Raw genomic sequence first — 25,491 nt, forward strand, 5'->3', positions numbered from 1 at the left:
GGTGCAGTCGATCACGCCGCGATCCTCTCCGCCGCGGCGATGGCAGCCGAGGTCATGATGTCGAGATTCCCGGCGTACGCGGGAAGGTAGTGAGCGGCTCCCTCGACCTCCAGGAACACCGACACCTGGTGGGTCGCCGCGGCCGAACCGACCAGGGTGTGCACCGGCTGGTCGTCCGGGATCGGGTTGATCTGCACCTGCTGCTTGAGCCGGTAGCCGGGCACGTACCCCGAGACCACCTTGACCATCTCCTCCACCGATGCCTTGATCGCCTCTCGCGTTCCGGCCTCGGGCGCGTCGACCAGGCACAGCACGGTGTCCCGCATGATCAGCGGCGGCTCGGCCGGGTTGAGCACGATCAGCGCCTTGCCGCGGCCGGCCCCGCCCACCTGCTCGATGGCCTGGGCGGTGGTCTCGGTGAACTCGTCGATGTTGGCCCGGGTGCCCGGTCCGGCCGACTTCGACGCGATGGAGGCCACGATCTCGGCGTACGGCACCGGGGCGACCCGCGAGACGGCGGCGACGATCGGGATGGTGGCCTGACCGCCGCAGGTGACCATGTTGATGTTGCGTACGCCGGCCTGCAGGTCGAGGTTGACCGCCGGCACCACGAACGGCCCGAGGGCGGCCGGCGTCAGATCGATGAGAATTTTCCCGTACGGGGTGAGCTTGGCGGCATTGGCGACATGGGCGCCGGCCGAGGTGGCGTCGAAGACGATCGCGATGTCGTCGAACCCGGGCATGGCGATCAGCCCGTCGACGCCCTCGGCCGTGGTGGCGACGCCCAGCCGCTCCGCCCGCGCCAGCCCGTCCGAGGCCGGGTCGATGCCGACCATGGCCACGATCTCGAGCGTCGCCGAGAGGCGCAGAATCTTGATCATCAGGTCGGTGCCGATGTTGCCCGAACCGATGACAGCGACCTTCGTCGGCATCAGACCTCCCCGAAGTTGGCCGCGACCATGCCCAGCCCGGACAGCGTCGCGGTGACCTGCATGCCCGGCACCACCGGCACCATCGGCCCGAGCGCGCCCGAGAGCACCACCTGGCCCGCCCGCAGCGGATCGCCGTGGTCGCGGGCGGCGGCGGCCAGCCAGGCCAGCGCGGCGAGGGGGTCGCCCAGGCAGGCGGCGCCCGAGCCCTTGGAGACGACGGCGCCGTCCACGCTCATCTCCATCTGGATGTCGACCGGTCGCAGCGCGTCGAGCCGCACCCGCCGGTCGCCCAGCACGAACAGGGCGCTGGAGGCGTTGTCGGCGACGGTGTCGGCGATGCTGATGTCCCAGCCGGCGATCCGGCTGTCGACGATCTCGAGCGCGGGCGCCATCTCGTCGACCGCGTTCCACACGTCGCCCGTCGTGAAGTCGCCGGTCAGGTCGGCGCCGAGCAGGAACGCCACCTCGGCCTCGACCCGCGGCTGCAACAGGCCGCCGACCGGCACCGGGTCGAGCGCGCTGACGTCCATGTCGTCGAAGAGCACGCCGAAATCGGGCTGGTCGACCCCGAGCTGCTTCTGCACGGCGGGCGAGGTCAGGCCGACCTTGTGGCCGACGATCCGGGCCGTCCGCAGCCGCAGCTCGGTGAGTTCCCGCTGGACGGCGTACGCGGCCTCGATGTCGTCGGCGCCGAGCAGGTCACGGACGGGCGGGCACGGGGTCTTGGTGCGCGCCGCGTCGAGCAGGCGTTGCGCCGCGGGTGAGGTCATGTGCCGACCATGCCTGATTCCGGCCGCCGCGGCCTACCGAAGAGTTCCGCTAGGCGGAACTTTTCCGCCGGGCGAGCATGGCCGCGATGCCCGCGGCGGCCGCCTTCACCGAGCCGGCGTGCTGCTGGGGGCGGAAACGGGTGGCCGGGCCGGCCACGCTGACGGCGGCCACGGCCAGGTCGTCGGAGTCGAGCACGGGGGCGCCGACGCAGACGATCCCGACCGCCGATTCCTCGGCCTCGAAGGTCACCCGGGTCGCGGCCGCCTCGTCGAGCTGCCGCCGCAGGATCAATGGCGACGTGACGGTGCGCGGCGCCAGGCGGGCCAGCGGCGACGCGAGCACCTCGGCCCGTACGGGATCGGGCGCGAAAGCCAGCAGCGCCTTGCCGATCGCCGTGGCGTGCAGCGGCATCCGCCCACCCAGCCGCGAGGGCGCCCGGGCCTGCCGGTGGCCGCCGATCTTGGCCACGTAGACGACCTCGGCGCCCTCCCGCAGGCCCAGGTGCACGGTTTCATGCGTACGTTCGTAGAGGTCCTCCAGGAAGGGCGTGGCCACCTCGAGCAGGCTGCGCTCGACCGAGGCGCGCATGCCGAGGGCGAACAGGTAGCCGCTGAGGTGGAACCGGCCGTCGCCCGCCCGGTCGAGCAGCCGCGCCTCGACCATCTCGCCGGTCAGCCGGTGCAGCGTCGCCTTGGCCAGCCCCGTACGCCGCTGCAGCTCGGCGAACCCGAGCCCCCGGTCGTCGGCGCCGAAGGCGTCGAGGATGGCCGACACCTTGGCGATCACCGTCATACCTTCGAAGCCTAAGCTGCTGGGATGTCTACGACTCCTATGCCGCAGCCGGTCATCGACATGTTGCGCCTGCCCAACCCGGCCGTCATGGCCACCGTCGCCGCCGACGGCCGCCCGGTGAGCGTCGCCACCTGGTACCTGCTCGAGGACGACGGCCGCATCCTGCTCGGCCTGGACGCCAAGCGCGCCCGCATCAAGCACATGGAGAAGGATCCCCGCATCTCGCTCACCGTGCTGGCCCAGGACGACTGGTACACCCACGTCAGCCTGCAGGGCAAGGTCGTCTCCATCGTCCCCGACGAGGGCCTGCGCGACATCGACCGCCTCTCCCGCCACTACGGCGGCGAGCCGTACGCCAACCGCGAGCGCCCCCGCGTCAGCGCCCAGGTGGAAATCACCCACTGGCACGTCTGGGGCAAGCTCCGCACCCAGTAGAGGTGGCGGTGGAGACCAGGCGTGACACGCAGTCATTACTCTCGCGGTATGCCGAGTCTCTTGCGCCGCCTGGATGCCGGTCTCCTGCTCGATCTGGCGGTGTCGGGCTCGATGGTGGCGCTGTCCACGTGGTGGTGGCATCAGTTCCGGCTGGGTGGGCTTCTCTACGGGCTGCTGGTCGGGGCGGCACTCCTGTGGCGCCGGCGGCGGCCTGTCCTCGTACTCGTCGTGGTCGGCCTGCTGGCTGCCTTGGCCGCGCCCATCGAGGTCGACGGGACGAGCCTGCACGAGGGCATGCTGCTGGTGTCGCTGGCTGTGGCCACCCACGCCGTGCTGGCGTACGCCCAGTCCCTGCGCACCGCGGTGGCCTGCGGGCTCGCCGCGCTGGTCGGCGCCGCCCTGCTGCTCGAGAGAGCGCCGGTCGAGCCGCGCAGCGTCGCCGCCACCGTCGTGGATCTGCTCGGCTACGCGGCTGTCGTGTGGGCGGCTGCCCTGAGCGTCCGCTTCTACCGCCAGCAGCGGGTGACGGCCGAGGAACGCCGCCGGAACACCGAACGGGAGCGGGAGCAGCTGACCCGCATCGCCGTGGCCGAGGAGCGGGCGCGGATCGCGCGGGAGCTGCATGACATCGTCGCCCATTCGCTGTCGGTGATTGTGCTTCAGGCCAACGGCGGCGAGTACGCCTTCGAGCACGACCCCGGCCGGGCCCGCGAGGCGCTGCGCACGATCGGCGCGACCGGGCGCGACGCGCTCGAGGAGATCCGGCAGCTGGTGCGGATCCTGCGCGGCGACGGCGACGACCAGCCCGGCGGCGACCACGCCGTCGCCTCCGTGGTGGAGCGGGCCCGCGCCGCGGGCGTGGCGGTCGACCTGGTTGTGGACGGCTCCGCGCCCGAGGTGCCCGGCGGCGTCGCGCTGGCCGTCTATCGGATCGTCCAGGAATCGCTGACCAACACGCTCAAGCACGCGGGCCCGGCGCCGGCGGCGACTGTCCGCGTCACCTACCGGGCCGGTGCGGTCGAGTTGGAGGTCACCGACACCGGCGCGGGCGGGATGACGGCCCCGGCCGGCGGGCACGGGCTGGTCGGCATGCGGGAACGGGCCACGCTGTACGGGGGCACGTTCGACGCGGGGCCGTCGCTGGCCGGGGGCTGGCGGGTGCGCGCCCGCATCCCGCTGGCGGGCGAGGCGGTGCCGGCTTGATCCGGGTCATGCTCGTCGACGACCAGCACCTGGTCCGGGCGGGTTTCCGCATGGTGCTCGACTACCAGGACGACCTCGAGGTGGTCGGCGAGGCGGGGGACGGCGCCGAGGCGCTGCGCCTGCTGCGTACCACCGAGGCCGACGTCGTGGTGATGGACCTGCGGATGCCGGTGCTCGGCGGGGTGGCCGCGACCCGGCAGATCTGCGCGGCCGGCCCGCGGCCCCGGGTGCTGGTGCTGACCACGTTCGACACCGACGAGGAGGCGTTCGCCGCGTTGCAGGCCGGGGCGAGCGGGTTCCTGCTCAAGAGCGTGCCGCCGGACGAGTTGCTGACGGCGATCCGCGTGGTGGCCGGGGGCGACGCCGTGGTCGCGCCGCGGGTGACCCGGCGGCTGCTCGACCGCTTCGCCGGCCGGCTGGTGCCGCGGGCCGACTCCGCGGCGGCGGCGCCCGACCTGACCGACCGCGAGAAGGAGGTTCTGCTACTGGTCGCGCAGGGCCTGTCCAACGTCGAGATCGGTGGCCGGCTCCAGGTCGCCGAGGCGACGGTCAAGACCCACATCGGGCGGATCCTGGCCAAGCTCGGTCTGCGCGACCGGGTCCAGGCGGTGGTTTTCGCGTACGAGTCGGGCCTGGTCCGCCCGGGCCGCGATACCTGAGTCGCAGCCGCCGGGCCCGGGTACGACTCAAGTCGTACGCGCCGAACCAGCACCACGACGGACGCCGCGCCGCCCGCCCGCCCCTAGCGTCGGGATCACTGATCATCGACGTGCAGGAGAACAACCGTGCCAGCTCTGCAGGCCATCGGCCTGAGCAAGGTGTACGGCGCCGGCGAGACCGCCGTGGCCGCGCTCGACGGCGTGGACGTCACGTTCGAGGCGGGCCGGTTCCACGCCATCATGGGGGCCTCCGGCTCGGGCAAGTCGACGTTGCTGCACTGCCTGGCCGGCCTCGACCAGCCGTCGAGCGGGGTCGTCCGGATCGGCGACGTCGACCTGACCACGCTGAACGACGAGAAGCTGACGCTGCTGCGCCGCGACCACGTGGGCTTCGTGTTCCAGAGGTTCAACCTGCTGCCGGTGCTGTCGGCCCGCGAGAACATCCTGCTGCCGCTGGCGATCGCCGGGCGCCGGCCGGACAAGCAGTGGTTCGACCGGGTGGTGGCAGCGGTCGGGCTGACCGACCGGCTCGGTCACCGCCCCTCGGAACTGTCCGGCGGGCAGCAGCAGCGGGTCGCCGTGGCCCGCGCCCTGATCACACGGCCCTGGGTGGTGTTCGCCGACGAGCCGACCGGCAACCTGGACTCGCAGTCCGGCGCCGAGGTGCTGGGGCTGCTGCGCGACGCGGTGACGCTGCTCGGGCAGACCGTGGTGATGGTGACCCACGACGTGCACGCCGCCGCGCGCTGCGACCGGGTGGTGTTCCTGCGCGACGGCCGGTTCGCCTACGCCGTCGAGGATCCCACCGCGCTGCTGGAGGGGTCCCGGTGACCGGCATGGTGGGGCTGACCCTGCGTACGGCCCGGGCCCACCTGACCCGGTCGCTGCTCTCGTCGCTGGCCGTCGTCCTGGGCGTCGCGTTCGTGGCCGGCAGTCTCATGTTCACCGACGGCCTCGCCCAGGCCATGACCGGCCGGGCCGCCGAGCAGTACCGCGCCGTCGACGTCGAGGTGACATCGGGCGAAACCGCGGCGTCCTCGGAGACCGACGACATGCTCGACCGGGTGCGCGCGGTCGACGGCGTCCGGGCGGCCGACACGGCGTGGACGCTGTACTCCGTGGGCCTGGCCGCCGCCGACGGCCGGAAGGTCGGCGGCGATCACCGGGTGGTCGGCGTGCCCGCCGATCCCGCCCTGCGCTCGCTCACGGCCGGCCCGGGGCGGCTCCCGTCGGCCTCCGGCGAGGTCGCTCTCGACGAGCGCACCGCGGACCGCGAGAACCTCCGGATCGGCGACCAGCTGCTGATCAGCAACTCCGGTCAGGAGGCCCGCCGGTACACCGTCGTCGGCCTGACCGCGGCCGGGGCGGACGCGGGCGCCCTGCTCGCCCTGACGACCGCCGACGTCGAAGCGATCGCGGGCTGGCCGTCGACCACGATCATCGTCGACGCGGCGCCCGGGGTCACCGACGAGGAGCTGGCGGCCCGGATCGCGGCCGCGGTCGGCGCCCAGGCCCTCCCCCACGACGAACTGGTGCGGCAGGCACGGGACGCCGCGGTCGGCGACGCCGAGACGTTCCGCAACGGGCTGATCGGCTTCGGCGTGATCGCGGTGTGCATGGCCGCGTTCGTCATCGCCAACACGTTCACCATCCTGCTGGCCCAGCGCACCCGGGAGACCGCCCTGCTGCGGCTGATCGGCGCGACCCGCCGCCAGGTGTTCCGCTCGGTCCTGGTGGAGGCGGCCGTGATCGGCTTGGGCGGGTCGGTGCTCGGCCTCGGCGGGGGCTTCCTGCTCGCGTACGGGCTTCCGTCCGCCCTCTCCGCACTCGGGGTCCCGGCCGGGGTCGCCCCGGTGCTCACCGTCCGGACGGCGATGGTGGCGCTGGCCGTCGGCGCCGGCGTGACGGTGGTGTCGGCGTTGCTGCCGGCCCGGCGCGGCACCGCCGTCCCGCCCGTGGCCGCCCTCTCCGACGCCGCCGTGCAGGTCGCCCGCGCCACCGGCCGGGCCCGCCGGATCGGGGGAACCGCGATCTTCGCCGCCGGCCTGGCCGGCCTCTTCGCCGCCACGGCGGTCCACCAGATCGCGGTGGTGATCGGCGGCACGCTGCTCACCGTGACCGGGTTCCTGTTGCTGAGCCCGATCGTGGTGCCGGCCCTGGTCCGGATCGTCGCCCGGCCGCTGGGCGCGCTCGGCGGGGCCACCGTCTCGCTGGCCCTGCTCAACGCCGTCCGCAACCCGCGCCGCATCGCCACCACGACCAACGCGCTCGTCGTCGGCGTGACCCTGGTCGGCACGTTCACGCTGATCGCCCGGAGCGCCGAGGCCCCGGCCGAACGACGCGCCGACGAGAAGATGTTCGCGCAGTTCCTGATCAGCGACAGCGCGGGCCTCGGCGCTCTGTCGCCCGCCCTGATCGACGCCCTGCGCCGGCAGCCGGAGATCGGCGCCGTCCACCCCGACTACCAGGCCTTCGACAACGACACCGGCCTCGAGATCCACACCGGGGCACCGCGCCCGGGCACCGCCGTGGTCACCGCGGACGCGGACGTCGCCGCCGGCGGCACCATCAAGATCAACGGACGTACGTTCGAGGTCGCGTCGATCGCCCCCGGCACCCGGACCGCCTGGCTGACGCCCGAGGACATCACCGCGATGTTCGAGACGCCCTGGCTCGCCGACGTGCAGGCCGACCCAGCCGCCGGCGTTTCCACCGGCAACGCCCGCACGGCGATCGACCGCGCCCTGGCCGCCTTCCCGGCCGCGGTCGCCTACGACCGCGACGAGTACGCCGAGCGGCTCAACGCCAGCCTGAACGAGGCGCTGGGCGTGGTCACCGCCCTGCTCGCGCTGGCGGTCCTCATCGCGCTGGTCGGCGTGGCCAACACCCTGACGCTGTCGGTGGTCGAACGCACCCGCGAGAACGCCCTGCTGCGGGCGATCGGCCTGACCCGCCGCCAGTTGCGCCTGACCCTGGCCACCGAGGCGCTCGTCATGGCCCTGACCGGCACCCTGATCGGCGTGGCGGTCAGCGTCGCCATCACGCTCTCGGCCCTCGGCTCGGTCGAGATGCACGGCTCCGGCCTCGCCCTGACCATGCCCTGGGACCGCCTCGGCGTGCTGCTCGCGGTGGCTGCGCTGGTCTCGCTGACCGCCTCGATCCTCCCGGCCCGCCGCGCCGTCCGCCTGCCCACAGCCGAGAACCTGGCCGCCGACGGCTGATCACCTTCGGCTGGAACGCCGGCGTCGCCACCACCGGCCCGCGCCCGCAGCGGGTCCTCATCCTCGGCGTGCAACTGCTGCGGGCCATGCTGAAGCAGATCGTGCACGACTGACAGCTCGCTGGGGGCGGTCAGCTGAGATGTTGCCGCCATCCCGGTCGCTGTCGTGGACGGTCGCCGCCAGCTTGATGTTCTCGATCGACTCCCGGTAGCGGCCCTGACCGCCGGCAAGTTCGGCCAGGTCGAGGTGGGTGTGTTGGTCTTGGGCGTGGTGCGGACGGCTGACCCTTATGCGCCGACGAGGTCGCGGGTGACGGCGGCTTGTTCGGTGAGGACACCGCTGATCATGGTTTGGGTCTCGTTGATTCGGTCGACGATCTGGGCGATGGCGGCGAGGGCTTCGACGACGGTGGCCGCGTCGGTTTGGATCGCGGTGACCAGGTTGCCGACGTCTTCAGTGGCGCGGCCGGTGCTCATGGCGAGTTCTTTGACCTCGCCGGCGACCACGGCGAAGCCTTTGCCGAGCTCCCCGGCGCGGGCGGCTTCGATGGTGGCGTTGAGCGCGAGCAGGTTGGTCTGGGTGGCGATCGCGGTGATCACCTTGACGACGTCGCCGATCTTGCCGCTGGACTCTTCAAGCCGCCGGACGGAGGCATTCGCGCCGACTGTCATCGTCTGCGCTTCGACGGCCACGGTGGTGGCCTGCACAACGTTGCGTTCGGCCTCCTCAATCGAGGTGACCAGCTCCGCGCCGGCAACGCTGACCCGGTTGGTCTCCTCGATGCGTTGCATCGCTTCGGCTATCAGGAACACCGCGTTGCGCAGCGCGTCGGTGCGGCTGTCCGACAGTTCGTCGAGGACTTCGGTGGTGAAGAAGTCCATGGTGCCGATCACGGCGCCACGCACGATCAGTGGTAGCGCCACTCCGGATTTCACCCCGGCGCGTTGCGCGGCGGGCGATCGGACACAGTCGGTCAGATCGCCGAGGTCCCGCACGAACAGCATGTCCTTCTTACGCCAGGCCCGGCCGGCCAGGCCGACTCCTTCGGCGAAGCTGGCCTGTTCGGTGACCCGCCGAAACTCCTCTCCCGCGGTGCCGGACTCCACGACGAAATGCAGCTCGTTGTCGCTAGGGTCGATCTGCCAGTACGAGCCGTAGGCCCACCCGAACTCCCGGCGGATGGTGTCCAATGCTCGGCGGGCCGCGTCCGCGGCCGAGGCAGCGGCGGACACCTCCCGCAGCACGGTGGTCACGGCGCCGGCGTCGGCCGTGGCGGCGGCTTGGCGTTCGCCGTCCGCGAGTCGTTCCAAACTTTGCGACACGAGCCGGCCGACCGCGCGCAGCGTGTCCAGCCGCTGCAGCGACGGGTTCAGCGTCTGGGTGGCGAAGAAGTCCATCGTGGCGACCACAGCGCCGTCCTCGAACAACGGGAAACACACGCCGCTTTTCACCCCGGCTCGCTGCGCGACCGGTGCCCGGACGCAGTCCGCAAGCTGGCCAAGATCAGCGACGAAGACCAGGTCCCGGGCCCGCCATGCCCGCCCGGCCAGCCCCACGCCTTCGGCGAACGACGCGGACAGGGTCACCTGCCGAAACTCCGGGCCGGCGTCACCGGACTCCGTCACGAACCGTAACGCCTTCACGGCGCGGTTGACCCGCCAATACGAGCCATACGTCCAGCCGAAACTGCCCCGGACCGCGTCCAACGCGGCCCGGGCCGCGCCTGCGGCGGTATCTGCGCCGGCCAGCGCGTCCAGCACCTTTATGATCGCGGCGGTGTTCTCCTGCGACTCGGTTGCTACCGCCTGTGCCAATGCCTGGGCCGCCGTGTTCTGCCCACCGAACCAGCCCATCGGAGCCCCCTTCACCACGCCGGGGCGGATCCCACCCGGCACTACTCTCATCGGCCGACAAAGCGCTGCCTGAGGGATAACCCAGCTTTGGCCGTCCGCCAAGCGGCGGGTCCTGTGGGCTCTCGCCCCATCCGGTCCACGACCGACCAAACCCGCAAATTCCCCCAGCTCAAACGGCAGATAGCTGGCATACTGCATCGAACACGGACGGCTTCGGGTGAGGACACCCGAATACTGGAGCGCGGCGACATTCACCTGCGCGTGCACGACCCCGCCCTCGGCGATGGCGTCGCCGAGCTCACCGATCCCGATCCCGGCCTCGGCATCCCCGCACACCGCGGTCTCCTCGGATTCGGCGACGGCGCGCCCGCCCCCGGCGTGCACCGCTCGTCCATGGGCCTGGATTCAGCGGTACCGCTTGCTGTAGGTGACGACCGACCCGATCGCGTACGGCGTGTTCGGCGCCCACGAGGCCACGCCGGGTGTGGTGGGTGGCGTCGTGGACGGGGTGTGGTCGGCGGCTGCCTGGTCGGGGTGGACAGGGGCGTGGTGCTCGGCCGGGGTGGTGGTCGCGTCCGGTATTCGCCCAGATAGAGCTGACCGCCGGTCATCGGCAGCACGTTGATGTCGACCACCATCTCGTGCTCGCCCTAGAACCCGGTCGCGTACGCGCCGCCGGAGCCCCACACGATGGCCGTGTAGTTGTGGCCCCAAGGTGGCGGGGAAGTTCTCGTTGCGTACGTCGAACCAGTACTCGTTGGTCGTCGCGGCTGCATGGTGTGGATCCAGATGCCGGCGTCGCGCACCACGTTGTTGCCGATGGCCTGGCCCCATTGAATGAGCGCGTTGGCGAGGTTCTGCCCCTCGGCGGACGACTCCTGGTTGTTGCCGGCGCCGAAAGCGCCGTGCCAGGAGGCCCAGTCGTGGCCGGCGTAGATGTCGAAGTCGTGCAGGTACGGGAATCGGGTGTCGTTGCGGTCGTAGTTGTTGGCGACGCGGATCAGCAGGTCGACCATGCCGCCGTACCGTCCGGCGGCGGCCCGGTTGGGGTCGAACTTGGCCAGGGTGGCTGCCGCCCGCCGCGGCCGCGGCGATCTCCGCGATCCGGGCCTCGCGGCCCGGGCCCTTGCCGGTCCAGTCCGTGTCGTCGCCGCGGAAGTCGGCCGGGTTGTTGAGTTCGTTGCTCAGCAGCGTGGTGGTCTGGGTGAGATCCGCGGGTAGAGCGCGATGACCGTGCGCGTGTTGCCGCCCGCGCCTCGGTGTAGCTGCCGGCGGGGCAATCGGCCGGGAAACGCCGGGTTTTCCCGCACACGTCACCGGTCTGGTTGAGTGGGCGGGAGATCCCTCAGCGAGGAGGCTGTCATGACCAATCACGTCTACCGGCTCAGCGAGGTCGTCGGGAGCAGTCCCACCAGCATCGACGACGCGATCCGCACGGCCGTCGCCAAGGCTTCCCAGACCGTACGGAACATCGAGTGGTTCGAGGCGCAGGAGATCCGCGGTCAGGTCGTCGACGGCGAGGTCGCGCACTTCCAGGTCCGGCTGAAGATCGGCTTCCGGGTCGAGGACTGACGCCGCCACCGGCCGGCCCCGACGGCGCGGGACCGGCGCGGGACCGGCGCGGGACCGGCGGGCGGGACCGGCTGTCAGTCGGCGGGCGCCGGCGCCTTGACGGGCGGGTGCCGGCGGATCAGCCATGCCTGCTGCCCCAGCGCGAACACGTTCTGAGTGGTCCAGTAGAGCAACACGCCCACCGGGAAGATGACGCCCGAGACGAGCAGGGAGAGCGGAATCCCGTACGTCATCAAACGCCGGATCAGGAGCTGCGTGGGATCGCCGGTCGGGCCGCTGTTCGCCATCGACAGCCGGGTGGTGAGGAACGTGGTCTTCACCATGGCCGCGATCAGGACGGCGGCCACGATCATGGTCACGCCGCCGCTGCTGAAGCTCGAGGCGAGCGGCGCCCCCAGCAGCAGCGCGTGCGAGGCGTCGTGGAACTGCGTGGCCGTCCAGCCGTAGAGCGTCTGGGTGGCCGGATCGGTGATCTCCGGCCGCAGGTGGCGCAGCACGTGGAACAGCGCCAGAAAGACGGGGATCTGCAGGAGCAGGGGCACAAAGCTCGCGTACGGGCTGACGCCCTCACGCTTGTAGAGCGCGGACACCGCGGCGCCCAACGTCATGGCGTCGCCCTTGTGCTTCTGCTGCAGCTCCCGGATCTCGGGCTGCAGGCGCTGCATCGCCAGCTGGGAACGGTATTGCCGGACGTAGAGGGGCAGCAACGCCACCCGGACGGTCACCACGAGGAAGACGATGCCGAGCACCCACGACCAGTCGGTGCTGAGGAATTCCGGGGCGCCCAGCAGGGCGTCCCAGACGGAGTGCCAGAAGATCAGAAGCGCGGAGATGCCGGAATAGAAGATGGACACGACGGGACGACCCTTCGATGCGACGGATGGGGCATCGTGGGGCGGTCGAGCGTGACTGACCAGGCGTTTCGCCTGGGATCACACGGCCGCCCAGGGCCGTGCGGTGGGTCCTCGCGGGCGGGTGCGGCCCGGGGCGTCGGGGTCGCGATGACGGGGCACGCCGGCGCGCTCGGCCTTTCGCTGGAAGGCCCGGCCCGTCTCGCCCGGTGTGGCCGTGGCGGTGCCCCACAGAAGCACCAGCAGGCCCGCGGCCGCGGCGGCTATCAACAGCAGCGCGGACGGACCGGCGTCGGTCAGGGCGATGACCACGCACCAGATCGCGTCCAGCCACGTCATGACGAGAACCGTACACCCGTATGACAAGGCCGATATGGCCCCGATTCACCCCCGGCTTCCTATGCTGAGGCCATGTATCGACGCGTTGCGATATCTTCCGTCGCGCTCCTGGCGCTGACGATCACGCTCGTGCGGGCGCCGGCCGGTTCGGCCGCCGCCACGCTGACGGTCGCGCAGGCGATCAGCAGCCAAAGCGGCACCGGCACGGTCCGCGGCTACGTCGTGGGCGAACCGACCGCCACCACCACGGTGCGCACCAGCAACTTCACCGGCGACACGGCCGTCGCGATCGCCGACAACAGCGGCGAGGCGGGCACCAGCCGCATGCTCTACGTGCAGGTGACCAGCGCGTACCGGTCGTCGTTCGGGCTGCGCAGCAACCCCGGCCTGCTGGGCGACCCGATCACCGTGACGGGCACGCTCACCGCGTACTTCTCGCATCCGGGCCTCAAGTCCCCGACCGCGATGAGCGCCGGCGGCACGACGCCACCGACCACGCCGGGCACGCCCACCACTCCCCCGCCGTCCGACTCGTACTACGCGTCGGCCGCGGGCAAGAGCGGGGAGCAGCTCAAGGACGCGCTGCACACGATCGTCTCGCGCGGAGTGACCACCCTGTCGTACGACGCGGTCTGGAACGCCCTGAAGGCCACCGACCAGGACCCGGGCAACGCGAACAACGTGATCCTGTTGTACTCGGGAACCAGCCGGTCGAAGTCGCTCAACGGCGGCAACAGCGGCAACTGGAACCGCGAGCACGTCTGGGCCAAGTCGCACGGTGACTTCGGCACAGCCGCCGGCCCCGGCACCGACCTGCACCACCTGCGCCCCGAGGACGTCGGCGTCAACTCGCTGCGCGACAACAAGGACTTCGACAACGGCGGCTCGGCGGTGGCCAGTGCTCCCGGCAACTTCACCGACGGCGACTCCTGGGAGCCGCGCAGCGCCGTCAAGGGCGACGTGGCCCGCATGATCTTCTATATGGCCGTGCGCTACGAGGGCGGCGACGCGTGGCCCGACCTCGAGGTCGACAACGCCACCGGCAGCGGCACGGCCCCGCGGATCGGCCGCGTCTCGGCCCTGTTGCAGTGGAACGCGCAGGACCCGCCGGACGCCTTCGAGCGCAACCGCAACCAGATCATCTACGCGTCGTACCAGCGCAACCGCAACCCCTTCGTCGACCACCCCGAATGGGCGTCGTCCGTGTTCGGCTGACGGGCCGCCGAGCCGGCGGTGTTCCCTCCAAAACGACGAGGTTCAGTCACCGAAAGTACGCGTAGCATCACTCGCGTCTGAGTGTCCGACCCACCCCGTTAAGGGGGAATACATGTCCGACAACAACCAACCTCGACCGTTCACACTAGACACCTCGGAAGAGAAGATCGCCGATTTGCACCGCCGGGTCGCGGCCACCCGATGGCCCGGCCCGGAACTGGTCACCGACCGTTCCCAGGGCGTGCAACTGGCGACGATGCAGGAACTGGCCCGCTACTGGACGAGCAGCCACGACTGGCGGGCCTTCGAGGCCCGGCTGAATTCGCTGCCCCAGTTCACGATCGAGATCGACGGCGTCCAGATCCACTATCTGCACGTACGCTCGCCGCACGAGGACGCCCTTCCGCTGATCATGACTCACGGCTGGCCCGGCTCGATCGTCGAACTGCTCGGCGCGGTCGGCCCGCTCACCGACCCGACCGCGCACGGCGGACAGGCCGAGGACGCGTTCCACCTGGTGCTGCCGTCCCTGCCCGGGTACGGCTTCTCGGCCGCGCCGATGGAGCTGGGCTGGGAGAACGGCCGGATCGCCGCCGCCTGGGCGCAGCTCATGACCAGCCTCGGCTACTCCCGGTACGTGGCCCAGGGCGGCGACGTCGGCGCGGCTGTCACCGACGCGATGGGCCGCCAGGGCCCCGACGGCCTGCTCGGCATCCACCTCAATCTGCTGGCCGGCGCGATCGGCCTCAAGGACCACCTGCCCGCGCAGTCCGAGGCCGAACGCCGGGCGCATGACAAGCTGGCCACGTTCACGACCGACGGCTTCGGCTACTTCCTGGAGCAGTCCACCCGCCCGCAGACGATCGGCTACTCCCTGCTCGACTCCCCCGTCGGCCTGGCCGCCTGGATGCTCGACCACGACACCGACAGCTACTACAAGATGTCGAAGGCCTTCGTCGACAAGGAGCAGACCGGCAGCCTCAGCCGCGACACCATCCTCGACAACATCACCCTGTACTGGCTGACCGGCACCGGAGCCTCGGCGGCCCGCTGGTACTGGGAGTTCGGCCGCTTCCTGGCCGCGGCCGGCGCGTCCGGCCACGCGCCCCCACCGGTTCAGGTCCCGGTCGCCTTCACCACCTTCCCGGACGAGATCTGGGCCGCCCCACGCAGCTGGGTCGAGACTGCGTACCCGGACCTCGCCTGGTTCCACGAGGCCCAACGCGGTGGCCACTTCGCCGCCTGGGAGGAGCCCGACCTGTTCACCGCCGAGCTGCGAGCCGCCTTCCGCCCGCTGCGCTGACCGGACCTCAGCCCGCCCAGTCGATCTGTGCCGCAGGTCGCCTCCCGCCCGCTGCCCTGACCCGGACCTCAGCCCGCCCAGTCGATCTGCGGGGAGGGATAGAAGCCGACGCCGCGGGCGGTCCAGCGGGGGCCGTAGGCGCCGAGTCGCGTCCGGAAGGATTCCCAGTCGCGCGACGGGGACCAGCCGAGCTCGGCGATGGCGGCCAGGCGGGGGAAGGCCATGAACTCGATGTCCTCGATGCTGCGCAGGGTCTCCGACCACAGCGGAGCCTCGACGCCGAGGACCGCGCTCTCGGGAACGCCGGTCACGTGGGCGCCGGGGTCCCAGTCGTACGCCGTGCGGACCTCGATGTAGCCGGCCCAGCTCAGCCCGAGCCGGGTCGAGGGGTCGTATTTCATGTCGAGGTAGGCCAGATTGGCGGGCGACATGATCACCTTGGCGCCGGCCGCGACCGCCGCGGCCAAAGTCGGATCGGTCGTGCTGGTGTTCCAGTACTGCGCGATCGCCGTGTGACTGGCCGGCGCCTGGGTGATCTCGTTCCATCCGTACGCGGTCTTGCCGTACTTGCCGACGAGCGGAAGCACCCGCTGCTGGAAGGCGATGTAGTCGGCCTCGGACGTGGCGTGGGCCTCGTCGCCGCCGATGTGGATCAGCGGCCCGGGCGTCAGCTCGGCCAGCTCGCGGATGACGTCCTCGACGAAGCGGTACGTGACCTCTTTGCCGATGCACAGCGAGCTGTAGCCGACCGCTGTGTCCGTGCGAGGCGGCGGCGCGACACCGTCGCAGGTGAGCTCCGGGTAGGCGACCTGGGCCGCGTTGACGTGCCCCGGCATGTCGATCTCGGGCACGATCGTCACGTAGCGGGCGGCCGCATAGCGTACGAGATCGCGGTAGTCCGCCTTGGTCAGGAAGCCCCCGCCCACACCGTCGACCCCCGTGCCGGCCGCGCCACCGACGGCGGTCAGCCGCGGCCACGAGTCGATCTGGATGCGCCATCCCTGGTCGTCCGACAGGTGCAGATGCAGATGGTTCACCTTGAACTGGCTGATCTCGTCGATGTACTGCTTGATCTCGGCCGGGGTGTGGAAGTGCCGGGCCAGGTCGAGGAAGGCCCCGCGATACGCGAACCGCGGCCGGTCGAGGATCTCCCCGCCCGCGACCGTCCACGGCGCTTCCAGGGGCAGCAGCTGACGCAGCGTCTGCACGCCGTTGAACAACCCGGAGTTCCCTCCGGACCGGATCGTGACGCCCTTCCGCCCGACGCTCAGCCGGTAGCCCTCACCACCGGTCCGGCCCGGCGCCAGCGTGATCGCCGGGGCATGCCGCGGCGCGTGCTTCACGACGGCGAGCCGATAGCCGGTGGCCGCGCGCACCGCTTCAGCCAGGCGATCAGCCACGGGCCGAGCCGAGGGCGGCGCCACGATGACCGTGCGGGCGGTGAGCCGGAAGGCCGGCCCGCCGGGCCGCACCTCCACCGGCGCCGGGATCACGCTGTTCAGCGCGACGGCCGGCGGCCCAGCCGCATCAGCCGGCGCGGGTGCGAGGACCAGCGGCAGCGCACAGGCGAGAAGCACAGCAAGTCGTTTCCGCATCCCCCGACCGTACATAGCCCATCGTCGATCTGTGAAGACTCCTGCCTGATTCCGGTGGACGCGGCGGAACCGCGAGACGCCGGGCGGTGTCTGCCAGGTATGAGAACCGTCGCCACCGTCGCCACCGTCGGTGCGGCTTTGCTGCTGGCGGGATGCAGCCCGTCCGGCGAGCCCGCACCGCCACCCACCTCTGCGCCCGCGCCCGCTGCGGCCTGCGGCTCGCCCGTACGCGATGACGCCCTTCCCGAGTGGGCCCGGGCCGGTTTCAGCGGTGACGGCGCCGGCGTCCCGCACGTCTACGGCGCGAAGGGTGACATCCTCGCCGTCGTCTTCGGCTCGCCCCTGAGCAGCCCGCCCGGGAACGGCCGCAGCAACAAGATCCTCTGGGTCTCCCGGCAGCCTGTCACGGGCGACCCGCTCGTCATCACGGCCCGGCGGGACGGCTCCGGTGAGCGAGCCGACCAGCAGGTTGCCGGCGGGCCCGGGCCTTCCGTCGTCGACGTGCCGCGCGCGGGCTGCTGGCGCTTCACGCTCACCTGGTCGGGGTACACCGACACGATGGATCTCGTCTACCGGACGCCCACGGCGGAATCACCGGGCTCTTGAGGCGCCTCGCCACGTTTATCAGCCGCAGCCGCTGGGAACTCCAGTCCGATGGCGAGCGGAACGGAAGAGCGGCGCGTCAGCGGGCCGCCGCGCAGGAGGTCCGCAGCGCGGCCCGAGGTGATCCGGAAACACTTCCCGGACATCGTGCTCGACCGCTGAGCGCGCCGGGCCGGAGAACACGGCCGGCCCGGCGCACCCGAGGGTCACGCCCGGGGCGGAGTGACCTTGACGGTCATCACCGGGATCAGACCCGTGATCTGGGTCTTCACCTCGAGCTTGACGCCCGCTCCGGCCACCTTCACCGAGTTCTGCGGGTTGGCCGCGTTCCAGTAGGCCAGCGGGTCGGAGTCGTCGAACACCGGCTTGGCCGCCTGCCGGGGGACCGAGACCGCGGCGCCGTTGCGGTGGAGGGTCACCGGGTCGGTCTTCTGCAGGCCGAACGTGGCGTCGAAGGGCTGGCGGCGGTTGCCGAGCAGCACGCCGTCGGGGAAGACGACCGGCGCCGGGCGCGCGTCGACCGGCAGGCTCAGACCCACACCGGGGTGGCGGCTCGTGTTGTTGTTGCCGGCGGCCGGGTTCACATACCAGACCAGCAGACCGTCCTGGTACGGGAACCGCTCCACCCAGTCCGGCCGGGTGTCCAGCCAACCGAACTGATACGGGCCGACCTTCAGCGTCTCGTCGTAGCCGGTGTACGTGCGGTACTCGGCGGCGTAGTACGAGCCGTCGGCCAGGGGCACCACGACCGCCTCGGGCAGCACGTCGCTCTGGCCGTTGGCGGCCGAGCCCAGGGTCACGTACTTGCTCTTACCGGGCTTGACCGTCACGAAGTTGGACCAGCCGAGGAAGATCTTCTCCCAGGCGCCCATGTAGCCGGGCGTCGAACCGATGGTCGGGGCGCCGCGGTTGAGCCACGAGCCGCCGGACATCAGGGTCCAGAAGCCGGTGCCGTTGTCGCCGCCGGCCGTGTCGTACAGGTCGGGCAGGCCCAGGTCGTGGCCGTACTCGTGGGCGAAGACGCCGAGGCCGCCGTTCTCGGGCTCGGTCGTGTAGTCGCCGATCCAGAGGCCGGTGTCGCCGATCGGCACGCCGCCGGCCAGGTTGCCCGTGGGGCCGCTGGCGCCGGCGCCGTCCGGGAACGCGAACCAGCGGTGCGACCAGATAGCGTCCTCGCCCTGGGCGCCGCCGCCTGCCTCCTCGCCCTCACCGGCGTGGATGGCCTGGAAGTGGTCGATGTAGCCGTCCGCCTCGTTGAAGTCGCCGTCCTTGTCGTAGTCGTCGCGGTCCCACACGTCGAACGTCTTCAGGTACGCCTTGATCTGCTCGGGCGTCTTGCCCGCGGCCACCTGTGACTCGTACCAGGCGGTGGCGGTGTCCTTGATGTAGTTCCAGTAGCCGTCGTCCTCGCCGATCTCGTTGCTGCCGTAGCGGGCCTCGTTGTAGGGCAGCTTCACCCAGTCGGAGACGTCACCGCCCACGGTGTACCGGCCGCCGGACTGCTTGTAGTAGAAGTCCGCCATCGACTCCTTGTTCTTGGCGAACAGAAGGTCCTTGTAGTAAGCCGGGGTGAAGTCGCTCCGCCAGATCGTCGTGTTGTCATTCGTACGGTTCGGGGCCGCGATCTGGTTGTGCAGCGGACCCGCCGTGCCGCCGGCCGCCGGGTAGGTGGCGTCGCCGAACTCGGTCAGGAAGGTGAGCACCGGGTCGGTCTTGGTCTCCTTCTTGCGGTACTCGACGAACTTGCCCTTTCCGAGCTTGATGACCTCGGAGCCGGTACGCTTCTCGCTCTTCACCTCGCCGGCGATCAACTTGGCGAGGGCCTCGGTGCGCTCGGCCTCACGCTGCTCGGCGAGCGGGTGAGGCAGGTTGTCCTCGCCGAGTGACGCGGTTGGTTCCACGTCGGCCGAGCGGGTCGCGACGTCGCCGGGTGCGGCGGCCGCGGGCATGGCCGTGAAGCCCGCCACCACCGCGAACGCGGAGACGGCGGCAAGCACGACAGTGCTCTGTTTCCTCAAGGGGTGTGCTCCTCTGCAGAGATGGACCCCCCTATCTCATACATCTCCATGTTTCTATTCAAGGCTTCTCACGCACTGGCGTCGCTCCCCTACCCTGGGTGTCCACTGAGTACGAAAGGGGGTGTCGATGCGCTACCAGCGGCTGCTGCGCTTCCTCCCGAGCGGCGATTCCCTGCTGCGCCTGGCTGCGGTGGTGCTGGCCGCGGTCATCCTGGGCCGGGCCCTGCTGTCCGGTTCGTCCGGCTGGCGGGCGGTCGTGTACGTGGTGGCCGGAGCATCCGTGTTGTGGGGCGTGCTCTGGATCATCGCCGAGGTGCGGAAGACGACGTCCCCGCCCACGTCCGAGGCCGACGCGGCGGCCAAGGCGGCCGCCGCGGCCAAGATCGCCGCTGCGGCGGTCGACGCGGCTGACGCGGCGGCCAAGGCGGCGGCCGCGGCCAAAGCCGAGGCCGAGGCCAGAGCCGTGGCTGCCGCCAGGGCTGCAGACGCGGAGGAGGCGAAGCCCGGGACCGGGGCCGCGAAGCGGAAGTCGCGCCTGCTCGACATTCTGACGGCGGGCAACCGGCCCGGGCTGGTTGCCGTGCTCGCCCTGCTGGTGCTGATCGTGCACGCCGCGATCACCGGCTACGTCGGGGTCGGCACCATCCTGGTCGCGCTCGGGCTGGCCGTCGTGGCCGTGCCGCTGACCGCCGACTTCAAACTGGTCGGGCTGCTCGGCGGCATCGCGGTGGTCTTCGCGCTGGCCACCGTGGTGGTCGCCGACATCTTCTCGGGCAGCTCCGAGGCGCGGGCGCTGGGCATCTCGGTGGCCGCCATCGTGCTGCCCATCGTGATCTCCGACAAGCTGGTCGGTCTGGTCAAACAGCCGGCTCTGAAACCGGCGCACCACGCCGTGCTGGCCGTGCTGACCCTGTTCCTCAGCTTCCTCGGCTATACCCGTGACGAGTGGCTGCCCGGCGTGGTCAACAACTGCTACACCCTGCCCACCTCCAGCGGCATCACCACGCTGCGGGCCACCGCCGACGGCCGATGCTACGGCCTGATCGACAGCGCCGACGCGGGCATGTTCGCGGCCTCGGCCTTCGGCAAGGACCCGGTCACGACCGAGCTGCAGCGCCGCATCCTCGAACGGAACAAGCCGCTGGAACCGGGCGACCTGACCGTCGTGTGGCTGGGCGCGCTCTCCTGCGAGCCGCTCAAGTCCGACCCGGCACGCTGCGCCGACGGCCGCGACTACCCCTCCGAGCGCGATCAGTTGCGGGCCTTCCTGTACGCCCAGTCGCACATCGCCGCCACCACGAAGCACAAGGTGCACGTGGTGATCGCCGACGCCGGCCCGGACGTCGCCCACGTCGACGACGTCGCCGCGATGATCGAGAAGCGCCGTCCCGCCCTGGGCGACCGGGTCGTCGTGATCGGCGGCGGCGACAGCCGCGACGACACCCAGCGCGCGATCAACCGCCTGCTCAAGGCCGGCATTCCGTTCATCGCCCCGAACCTGCTGGCCGACCAGGGCGCACCCGACCAGAAGTTCGTCAACAAGCCCGGCTACCTCCAGCTGGCGCCGCCGAACATGCAGTACGCCGCGGACGCGGCCAAACGGCTGGCCCACGCCTACCAGGACGGCTTCCGGCTCGACATCTACCAGGAGCCCAACCCGACCGACCAGTACACGACGTCGCTGGTCAACGATCTGCTCGCGGCCGTCGCGACCAAGCCCGGATCGTCCGCCCGGCACCTGCCGGCGCTCGAGAAGATCGACGACTCCATCTGCGAGTCCGACAAGACCACGCCGCCGACCGCGCTGTACTTCGCCGACCGGTGGACGCGCTTCGCCGCGTTCGTGCAGCGGGTCAACGACGTGTGCGGGCACTCCCGGCCCCGCCTGGTCATCGCCGACGTGTCGGTGAGCCGCTTCATGGCGAACTACCAGCTGCGGGCGGTCAGCAACGCGGACTGGGCGGTCAACTACAACGTCGGCGGCCCCGGCTGCGCCGATCTGACCGAGCAGGCGTACGGGGTGCTGACCCGCCAGATCGAGAAGGAGGGCGATCTCGTGGAGCTGAAGGGCCCGTTCACCTGCGCCGACCGCGCGGACAACATCTCCGACGGCCAGTTGCTCGACGCGTGCCCGCTGGACGCCGCGGCCAAGCTGACCAGCCAGCCCTGCGAGGCGAACGACCTGGGCACCTATCTGATCCCGGCCTGGGACGCGGTGCTGCTGGCCGACGCCCTGCTGCCGGCCACGCCCGCCGGCAATGACCTGACGCGCCTGAACCTGCCGGACTTCACACTCTCGAACGGCAAGAAAGCCACAGTGGTGCGCGGTGATCTGCACAGCCCGGCCATCGACGTCCGCATGTGGCACGGCAAGCCGCTGAACGACCCCCGCGTCATCTGGCAGCTGCCGACGCCGACCCTCCGCCTACCCGACGACCCGAAGCCCGGCGCCGCCGCGACCGGCCCGGCGGACTGAGCCCGATGTCCCTCCCGGCGGCCTGAATCGCCGCGCTGCTCCGATCGAGATTGATTGGGAGCGCTCCCGGGTATGGGCGCGTGATGCTCATGGCCCTGCTTCTCGACCTCGCGAACATCGTGGGCGGCTTCCTGCTCGCCATCAGCCTGCTGCGCCGCATCCCCCGCGCCGGCGACAACCTGGCCCGCGCGGCCGACCGGGTGGCCCCGTTCGGCTGGATCGTCGGCGTGGTGGCCCTGGTCGCCGGCGGCTACTACCTGCTGGTCCACCTCTTCGACGGCCCCCGCGTCTTCCACTACGAGATCGTCGGCATCCTCGTCGGCGTCGCCCTGCTGTGGGACCGCCTGACCCGCCGCAACGCCCCGCCGGCGCTGCTGCTGGCCATCTTCGGCCTGATCGCCATCGTCGTCGGCATCCAGGGCCTCTTCACCCCCGACGGCTGACGCCCACAGCCGTCAGACGCCGCCGGTGACGCCCGGCGTAGTGGCCTGCCCGAGTTCGGAATCCAGGGCCCCCACACCCCCGACGGCTGACGCCCGCAGCCGTCGGAGGCCCCCGGTGACGCCCGGCGCAGCCCCTCGCCCAAGTGGCGCAGCGAGAGCGCCCTTGCCGCGCCCCGGGCCGAGGAGGTCGCGATGCACGCCGGCGGCTGGGGATGCTCGGCGTCTGACGCGCCCGTCCGGCTCGACGACCTGATCAGAAAGGCGGACCGGCGTCCGACGTAGGCTGCCCGGGTGGGACAGATTGTGCCGTGGCTCGCCTTCGTCGCCGTCCTGGCGGCCATCCTGGGCTGCCTCGCGTGGCTCGCGGCCCGGACTCGTCGGAGTGGCGTGGGCCGCGACATCATGGGACCCGTGGACTTGATCTATCGTCCGCATACTCACCAGATCAACCACGAGATCCAGGCCCACGAGCAACGTATGGTGGCCCCGCCGGCGCCGGGCGATCCGTTGGAGCGCGGCTGACGCGGTCTCGGCGCAGACGTGGCTACCGTGACGTCTCCAGGGCAGGGCGGTCCCAGTGGGCCAGGTCGGCAGCGGCTTCGTAGGTCGTGCGGAGGAACTCGGTGAGCGCCGCGTCGGGGTCGGCTGCCTCGGCGACCGTCTCGTAGGGCAGGACGCACTCCTGCAGCGCCTTGTCGTAGTAGGCGGCCGTGCGCTCGGCATAGCCCGGAGGCTCCGGATACGCGTACGAATAGAAGGCGCCCTCTTCGCCACCGCCGGGCCAGAAGCCGAAGCTCGCCAGCTCGTGCGAGTAGCCCTCCCGCATCACCCACGGCGGGCAGTTGGGCGCGCCACCCGGATGCGGCGGAGCGATACCGCCGGAGAAGCGGGTGCAGGCCAGATCCATCGCGCCCCAGAAGAAGTGAACGGGGCTGCTCTTGCCCACGAACTCGGACCGGAACCGGCCCAGCACCCGCTCGGCCTGCAGCAGCTGACGCCAGAACAGTTGCGCGGCCGCACCGTCGTACGACTTGTGCTCGTGGTCGTCGGCGAAGGGGACCGCGCGCTCGACCTCGTTGGGGACGGCGTGAATCCGCGGCTTGACGCCGAGCGCGGCCAGGGCCTCGAAGGTCTCGCCGTAGAAGGTCGCGACCGACTTGGGCTCGAGGGTCACGTCGCGTGAGCCGCCGTCGCTGGTGCGCACGTGCAGGCGGTGGTCGAGGAAGTCGAACTCGAGATCGAACACACCACTGCCGTGCGGCACGGCCGAGGTGGTGAGCCCGCGCGCGCTGGGATAGAGCGTGACGTGCCACCAGTGGTTGACCGGCGGCGCGTACGCCATGCGGACCTTGCCGACGATCTGCGTCCACATGTGCAGCGTGTCGCGGGTGTCGGCCCAGTCGGCGACGCGTAGGCGGGGCCACGGTTGGATGATCGCGTTCTCCATCGCTCCAGCCTGCCAGGCCCGCACCGTGATCGGGCGGCCCTGTGGACAGCGAACGCGTGACGTGCGTGGCCCTGTGGACAACGCGCTACCCGTTCGGCTCAACTCTGGTTGAATCCAGCCTGCCCCGGGAGGGAGGGGGCTAGGGCCGGATCGGGCGGGCGCGTTCGAGGTGACAGCGGCCGGGGGTCGCTTCTCGGTGCACGGCGCTTCCAGCGGCGAGGTCACCCACGTCGACCCGGCCAGCGTTACCGGTGACCGGACCTGATCAGCGCCCACACGATCTTGCCGTCGAGCAGCGGGGTGGCGCCCCAGTGGGTGGCGGCCGCGGCGACGATGCGCAGCCCGCGGCCCGAGCCCGGTCGCATCACGGTGCTCGTCACCGGCGGGCCCTCGGGGCAACGAGGCATGGTGGTGCAGCCGTCCTGCACCGCGATCCGCAGATAGCGCCCGGTGTGAACGAGGGTCAGGTCGAATTCGCCGCCCGAATGCACGACCGCGTTGGCGGTCAGCTCGTTGGCGACCAGGCGGGCCGGGCCGTACAGCTCCTCGAGCCCCCAGGTCAGGCAGGCCTCGCCGGTCACGCCCCGGGCGATCGCCGCACTGCGCGCCTCGGGCCGCAGATGCCGGCGCACCCAGCGCGGAACGTTGGCGTGCACGGCCAGCGACGCCATGCCCCGGTCCTCGTACAGGGCCACGTAGGTCCGAAAGGCTTCCAGACCTTCCCGTACGCCCGGAGCCGCGTCGCAGAGCAGCACGGGCACTCCCCAGTGCAGCTGGGCGTCGTACGTCATCGTGGCGAACACGCTCAGCAGTGGATCGTCCTCGTGGCACAGCCCGGTCAGGTCGACGATCACCGCCGGCGGGCACTCGGCCGCGACCTTGGCGATCACCGTCCCGACCTCGGGAACGGTAGCGGGCGTCAGTTCGCCGTCGAGGCGTACAGTCGTGACCCCCGTGGCGAGATTCCGGTCGATCGCAGTTTTCAACATCGCAGCCCTCTGCTCGCACCTCCCCACCGGTAGCGCCCTCCACCAAACGCCCGCCGCCCGGCCCGCGCAATCCCTGGTCGTACGCCTATCGCCCGTTAGACGGAAGGTCACACCCCGGGCGACCTTGACGCCGCACGTGCTCTGGTGAAGCGGCGCCCGGACGCGTCCTCGTCCTCAGCGGGACAGGAAGCGGGCGACGGCGGCGGCCCAGTTCGCGCGGGCCTCGTCGTTCTGCTCCGGGCCCGGCAGGCCGATCTGGGTGGCCACGATCGAGGCCGTACCGTCGGGCTTGGGTTCGCTCGTGACGACGACCGAGGACCCGTCGCCGGCCTTGGTCCGCCACGTGATGCGGCGTTCGGTGCCGCTGATCTTCGGGTCGCCGGCGACCAGGCCGCTCACGAAGTCGTCCTGCGCGGCGAACCGCGACCAGGCGTCCATCAGTTCCTGCATGCCCAGCCTGGTGGACTTGCTGACACTCATCTGGAACGTGCCGTCGGGTCGCTGGCCCGGGATGCGACGGCCGATGAACTGCTCGTAGGCGACCGTCACGGCCTGCGTCCACCAGCCGAGCGGCTCGACGCCGGCGCCCTCGAGCTCGTAGTAGACCTTCAGCGCGATCTGCTTGTGGTCGAGGTCCTTGGCGCCGATCCCGTCCATGAACACGAGCCACTCGTCCCACGACCGGTTCGTCGCCCGCTCGACTGGCTTGATCCGCGAGTTCCCCGCCGCCATGCCGGCGATCCTAGCCTTTCACCGCACATTCACGGTCCGGGC

Annotated in this window: 24 protein-coding genes; 12 read left to right on the forward strand and 12 right to left on the reverse strand. The window is 71.1% G+C overall.

Annotated elements, in window-relative coordinates; all coding sequences use genetic code 11:
• Window positions 1-11: 11 nt before the first annotated feature.
• The 3 genes from LXN57_RS33080 to LXN57_RS33090 are packed head-to-tail and all read right to left on the reverse strand — an operon-like array spanning window position 12 to window position 2,495.
• Window positions 12-932: an acetaldehyde dehydrogenase (acetylating) gene (locus LXN57_RS33080; RefSeq protein ID WP_251802143.1), complete on the reverse strand. Its 921-nt coding sequence runs from the start codon at window positions 930-932 to the stop codon at window positions 12-14.
• Window positions 932-1,702 (reverse strand): 2-keto-4-pentenoate hydratase, encoded by a 771-nt coding sequence (locus LXN57_RS33085; RefSeq protein WP_251802144.1) that lies wholly within the window; start codon window positions 1,700-1,702, stop codon window positions 932-934. Before LXN57_RS33085 ends, LXN57_RS33080 begins: the two co-directional genes overlap by 1 nt.
• Before the next feature lie 49 nt (window positions 1,703-1,751).
• A complete protein-coding gene (locus tag LXN57_RS33090) occupies window positions 1,752-2,495 on the reverse strand; it encodes an IclR family transcriptional regulator (protein WP_251802146.1) in 744 nt (247 codons plus the stop codon).
• 24 nt (window positions 2,496-2,519) lie between these two features.
• Here LXN57_RS33090 and LXN57_RS33095 point away from each other — a divergent pair, with 24 nt between their 5' ends.
• The 5 genes from LXN57_RS33095 (at window position 2,520) to LXN57_RS33115 (ending at window position 8,013) form a co-directional block, all read left to right on the forward strand.
• Window positions 2,520-2,930, forward strand: coding sequence for a TIGR03618 family F420-dependent PPOX class oxidoreductase (locus LXN57_RS33095; RefSeq protein WP_251802147.1), 411 nt, complete (start codon window positions 2,520-2,522; stop codon window positions 2,928-2,930).
• Window positions 2,931-2,978: 48 nt separating this feature from the next.
• Window positions 2,979-4,133, forward strand: coding sequence for a sensor histidine kinase (locus LXN57_RS33100; protein WP_251802148.1), 1,155 nt, complete (start codon window positions 2,979-2,981; stop codon window positions 4,131-4,133).
• An 8-nt stretch (window positions 4,134-4,141) separates the two neighbouring features.
• Complete coding sequence (locus LXN57_RS33105) at window positions 4,142-4,792, forward strand: response regulator (RefSeq protein WP_251802229.1); 651 nt, start codon at window positions 4,142-4,144, stop codon at window positions 4,790-4,792.
• Window positions 4,793-4,918: 126 nt separating this feature from the next.
• On the forward strand, window positions 4,919-5,623 hold the full coding sequence (locus LXN57_RS33110; protein WP_251802149.1) for an ABC transporter ATP-binding protein: 705 nt from the start codon (window positions 4,919-4,921) through the stop codon (window positions 5,621-5,623).
• 5 nt (window positions 5,624-5,628) lie between these two features.
• Entirely contained in the window at window positions 5,629-8,013 is a 2,385-nt protein-coding gene (locus tag LXN57_RS33115) for an FtsX-like permease family protein (protein WP_251802230.1), read from the forward strand.
• A 287-nt stretch (window positions 8,014-8,300) separates the two neighbouring features.
• Here LXN57_RS33115 and LXN57_RS33120 read toward each other — a convergent pair whose 3' ends face one another.
• Together LXN57_RS33120 and LXN57_RS33125 are read right to left on the reverse strand one after the other, a co-directional pair.
• On the reverse strand, window positions 8,301-10,250 hold the full coding sequence (locus LXN57_RS33120; protein ID WP_251802150.1) for a GAF domain-containing protein: 1,950 nt from the start codon (window positions 10,248-10,250) through the stop codon (window positions 8,301-8,303).
• 266 nt (window positions 10,251-10,516) lie between these two features.
• On the reverse strand, window positions 10,517-10,882 hold the full coding sequence (locus tag LXN57_RS33125) for a glycosyl hydrolase (RefSeq protein ID WP_251802151.1): 366 nt from the start codon (window positions 10,880-10,882) through the stop codon (window positions 10,517-10,519).
• A gap of 346 nt (window positions 10,883-11,228) precedes the next feature.
• On the opposite strand from LXN57_RS33125, the gene LXN57_RS33130 reads away from it, so the two are divergent.
• Window positions 11,229-11,438 carry a dodecin gene (locus LXN57_RS33130; protein WP_251802152.1) on the forward strand — a complete coding sequence of 70 codons (210 nt, stop codon included), beginning with the start codon at window positions 11,229-11,231 and terminating at the stop codon, window positions 11,436-11,438.
• 74 nt (window positions 11,439-11,512) lie between these two features.
• On the opposite strand, the gene yidC is transcribed toward LXN57_RS33130, so the two are convergent.
• Both yidC and LXN57_RS33140 read right to left on the reverse strand, forming a co-directional pair.
• Window positions 11,513-12,292, reverse strand: coding sequence for a membrane protein insertase YidC (gene yidC, locus LXN57_RS33135; RefSeq protein WP_251802153.1), 780 nt, complete (start codon window positions 12,290-12,292; stop codon window positions 11,513-11,515).
• Between the two features lie 78 nt (window positions 12,293-12,370).
• Window positions 12,371-12,628, reverse strand: coding sequence for a DUF6412 domain-containing protein (locus LXN57_RS33140; RefSeq protein ID WP_251802154.1), 258 nt, complete (start codon window positions 12,626-12,628; stop codon window positions 12,371-12,373).
• Window positions 12,629-12,700: 72 nt separating this feature from the next.
• On the opposite strand from LXN57_RS33140, the gene LXN57_RS33145 reads away from it, so the two are divergent.
• Window positions 12,701-13,843: an endonuclease gene (locus LXN57_RS33145; RefSeq protein WP_251802155.1), complete on the forward strand. Its 1,143-nt coding sequence runs from the start codon at window positions 12,701-12,703 to the stop codon at window positions 13,841-13,843.
• Between the two features lie 112 nt (window positions 13,844-13,955).
• On the forward strand, window positions 13,956-15,146 hold the full coding sequence (locus LXN57_RS33150) for an epoxide hydrolase family protein (protein ID WP_251802156.1): 1,191 nt from the start codon (window positions 13,956-13,958) through the stop codon (window positions 15,144-15,146).
• A gap of 68 nt (window positions 15,147-15,214) precedes the next feature.
• Here LXN57_RS33150 and LXN57_RS33155 read toward each other — a convergent pair whose 3' ends face one another.
• A complete protein-coding gene (locus LXN57_RS33155) occupies window positions 15,215-16,741 on the reverse strand; it encodes a beta-N-acetylhexosaminidase (RefSeq protein ID WP_251802157.1) in 1,527 nt (508 codons plus the stop codon).
• 99 nt (window positions 16,742-16,840) lie between these two features.
• On the opposite strand from LXN57_RS33155, the gene LXN57_RS33160 reads away from it, so the two are divergent.
• Window positions 16,841-17,347, forward strand: a complete 507-nt coding sequence (locus LXN57_RS33160) for a hypothetical protein (RefSeq protein ID WP_251802158.1) — start codon at window positions 16,841-16,843, stop codon at window positions 17,345-17,347.
• 203 nt (window positions 17,348-17,550) lie between these two features.
• Here the strand turns inward: LXN57_RS33160 and LXN57_RS33165 are convergent, their stop codons facing one another.
• Entirely contained in the window at window positions 17,551-19,362 is a 1,812-nt protein-coding gene (locus tag LXN57_RS33165; RefSeq protein WP_251802159.1) for an immune inhibitor A domain-containing protein, read from the reverse strand.
• A 127-nt stretch (window positions 19,363-19,489) separates the two neighbouring features.
• Between LXN57_RS33165 and LXN57_RS33170 the strand changes: the two genes are divergently transcribed.
• The 3 genes from LXN57_RS33170 to LXN57_RS33180 all read left to right on the forward strand — a co-directional run bounded on the left by LXN57_RS33170 (window position 19,490) and on the right by LXN57_RS33180 (window position 22,803).
• Window positions 19,490-21,838 (forward strand): hypothetical protein, encoded by a 2,349-nt coding sequence (locus LXN57_RS33170; RefSeq protein ID WP_251802160.1) that lies wholly within the window; start codon window positions 19,490-19,492, stop codon window positions 21,836-21,838.
• Window positions 21,839-21,921: 83 nt separating this feature from the next.
• Entirely contained in the window at window positions 21,922-22,281 is a 360-nt protein-coding gene (locus LXN57_RS33175; RefSeq protein ID WP_251802161.1) for a hypothetical protein, read from the forward strand.
• A 291-nt stretch (window positions 22,282-22,572) separates the two neighbouring features.
• Window positions 22,573-22,803 carry a hypothetical protein gene (locus LXN57_RS33180; RefSeq protein ID WP_251802162.1) on the forward strand — a complete coding sequence of 77 codons (231 nt, stop codon included), beginning with the start codon at window positions 22,573-22,575 and terminating at the stop codon, window positions 22,801-22,803.
• A 22-nt stretch (window positions 22,804-22,825) separates the two neighbouring features.
• On the opposite strand, the gene LXN57_RS33185 is transcribed toward LXN57_RS33180, so the two are convergent.
• The 3 genes from LXN57_RS33185 to LXN57_RS33195 form a co-directional block, all read right to left on the reverse strand.
• Entirely contained in the window at window positions 22,826-23,728 is a 903-nt protein-coding gene (locus tag LXN57_RS33185) for a DUF5996 family protein (protein ID WP_251802163.1), read from the reverse strand.
• A 245-nt stretch (window positions 23,729-23,973) separates the two neighbouring features.
• Window positions 23,974-24,717 (reverse strand): hypothetical protein, encoded by a 744-nt coding sequence (locus tag LXN57_RS33190; protein ID WP_251802164.1) that lies wholly within the window; start codon window positions 24,715-24,717, stop codon window positions 23,974-23,976.
• Window positions 24,718-24,891: 174 nt separating this feature from the next.
• A complete protein-coding gene (locus LXN57_RS33195; protein ID WP_251802165.1) occupies window positions 24,892-25,449 on the reverse strand; it encodes a hypothetical protein in 558 nt (185 codons plus the stop codon).
• Window positions 25,450-25,491: the final 42 nt, after the last annotated feature.

Origin of the sequence: Paractinoplanes hotanensis, assembly GCF_023717965.1 — a bacterium.
GTDB lineage: Bacteria > Actinomycetota > Actinomycetes > Mycobacteriales > Micromonosporaceae > Actinoplanes > Actinoplanes polyasparticus.

What these genes read in the sequence shown, in the direction of transcription:
- LXN57_RS33090 (WP_251802146.1), bottom strand. Translation starts at nt 2,495, where the DNA reads ATGACGGTGATCGCCAAGGTGTCGGCCATCCTCGACGCCTTCGGCGCC.
- LXN57_RS33185 (WP_251802163.1), bottom strand. Translation starts at nt 23,728, where the DNA reads ATGGAGAACGCGATCATCCAACCGTGGCCCCGCCTACGCGTCGCCGAC.
- LXN57_RS33140 (WP_251802154.1), bottom strand. Translation starts at nt 12,628, where the DNA reads ATGACGTGGCTGGACGCGATCTGGTGCGTGGTCATCGCCCTGACCGAC.
- LXN57_RS33150 (WP_251802156.1), top strand. Translation starts at nt 13,956, where the DNA reads ATGTCCGACAACAACCAACCTCGACCGTTCACACTAGACACCTCGGAA.
- LXN57_RS33195 (WP_251802165.1), bottom strand. Translation starts at nt 25,449, where the DNA reads ATGGCGGCGGGGAACTCGCGGATCAAGCCAGTCGAGCGGGCGACGAAC.
- LXN57_RS33190 (WP_251802164.1), bottom strand. Translation starts at nt 24,717, where the DNA reads ATGTTGAAAACTGCGATCGACCGGAATCTCGCCACGGGGGTCACGACT.
- LXN57_RS33115 (WP_251802230.1), top strand. Translation starts at nt 5,629, where the DNA reads ATGGTGGGGCTGACCCTGCGTACGGCCCGGGCCCACCTGACCCGGTCG.
- LXN57_RS33100 (WP_251802148.1), top strand. Translation starts at nt 2,979, where the DNA reads ATGCCGAGTCTCTTGCGCCGCCTGGATGCCGGTCTCCTGCTCGATCTG.
- LXN57_RS33170 (WP_251802160.1), top strand. Translation starts at nt 19,490, where the DNA reads ATGCGCTACCAGCGGCTGCTGCGCTTCCTCCCGAGCGGCGATTCCCTG.
- LXN57_RS33125 (WP_251802151.1), bottom strand. Translation starts at nt 10,882, where the DNA reads ATGGTCGACCTGCTGATCCGCGTCGCCAACAACTACGACCGCAACGAC.
- LXN57_RS33130 (WP_251802152.1), top strand. Translation starts at nt 11,229, where the DNA reads ATGACCAATCACGTCTACCGGCTCAGCGAGGTCGTCGGGAGCAGTCCC.
- LXN57_RS33160 (WP_251802158.1), top strand. Translation starts at nt 16,841, where the DNA reads ATGAGAACCGTCGCCACCGTCGCCACCGTCGGTGCGGCTTTGCTGCTG.
- LXN57_RS33085 (WP_251802144.1), bottom strand. Translation starts at nt 1,702, where the DNA reads ATGACCTCACCCGCGGCGCAACGCCTGCTCGACGCGGCGCGCACCAAG.
- LXN57_RS33080 (WP_251802143.1), bottom strand. Translation starts at nt 932, where the DNA reads ATGCCGACGAAGGTCGCTGTCATCGGTTCGGGCAACATCGGCACCGAC.
- LXN57_RS33095 (WP_251802147.1), top strand. Translation starts at nt 2,520, where the DNA reads ATGTCTACGACTCCTATGCCGCAGCCGGTCATCGACATGTTGCGCCTG.
- LXN57_RS33175 (WP_251802161.1), top strand. Translation starts at nt 21,922, where the DNA reads ATGCTCATGGCCCTGCTTCTCGACCTCGCGAACATCGTGGGCGGCTTC.
- LXN57_RS33155 (WP_251802157.1), bottom strand. Translation starts at nt 16,741, where the DNA reads ATGCGGAAACGACTTGCTGTGCTTCTCGCCTGTGCGCTGCCGCTGGTC.
- LXN57_RS33145 (WP_251802155.1), top strand. Translation starts at nt 12,701, where the DNA reads ATGTATCGACGCGTTGCGATATCTTCCGTCGCGCTCCTGGCGCTGACG.
- LXN57_RS33105 (WP_251802229.1), top strand. Translation starts at nt 4,142, where the DNA reads ATGCTCGTCGACGACCAGCACCTGGTCCGGGCGGGTTTCCGCATGGTG.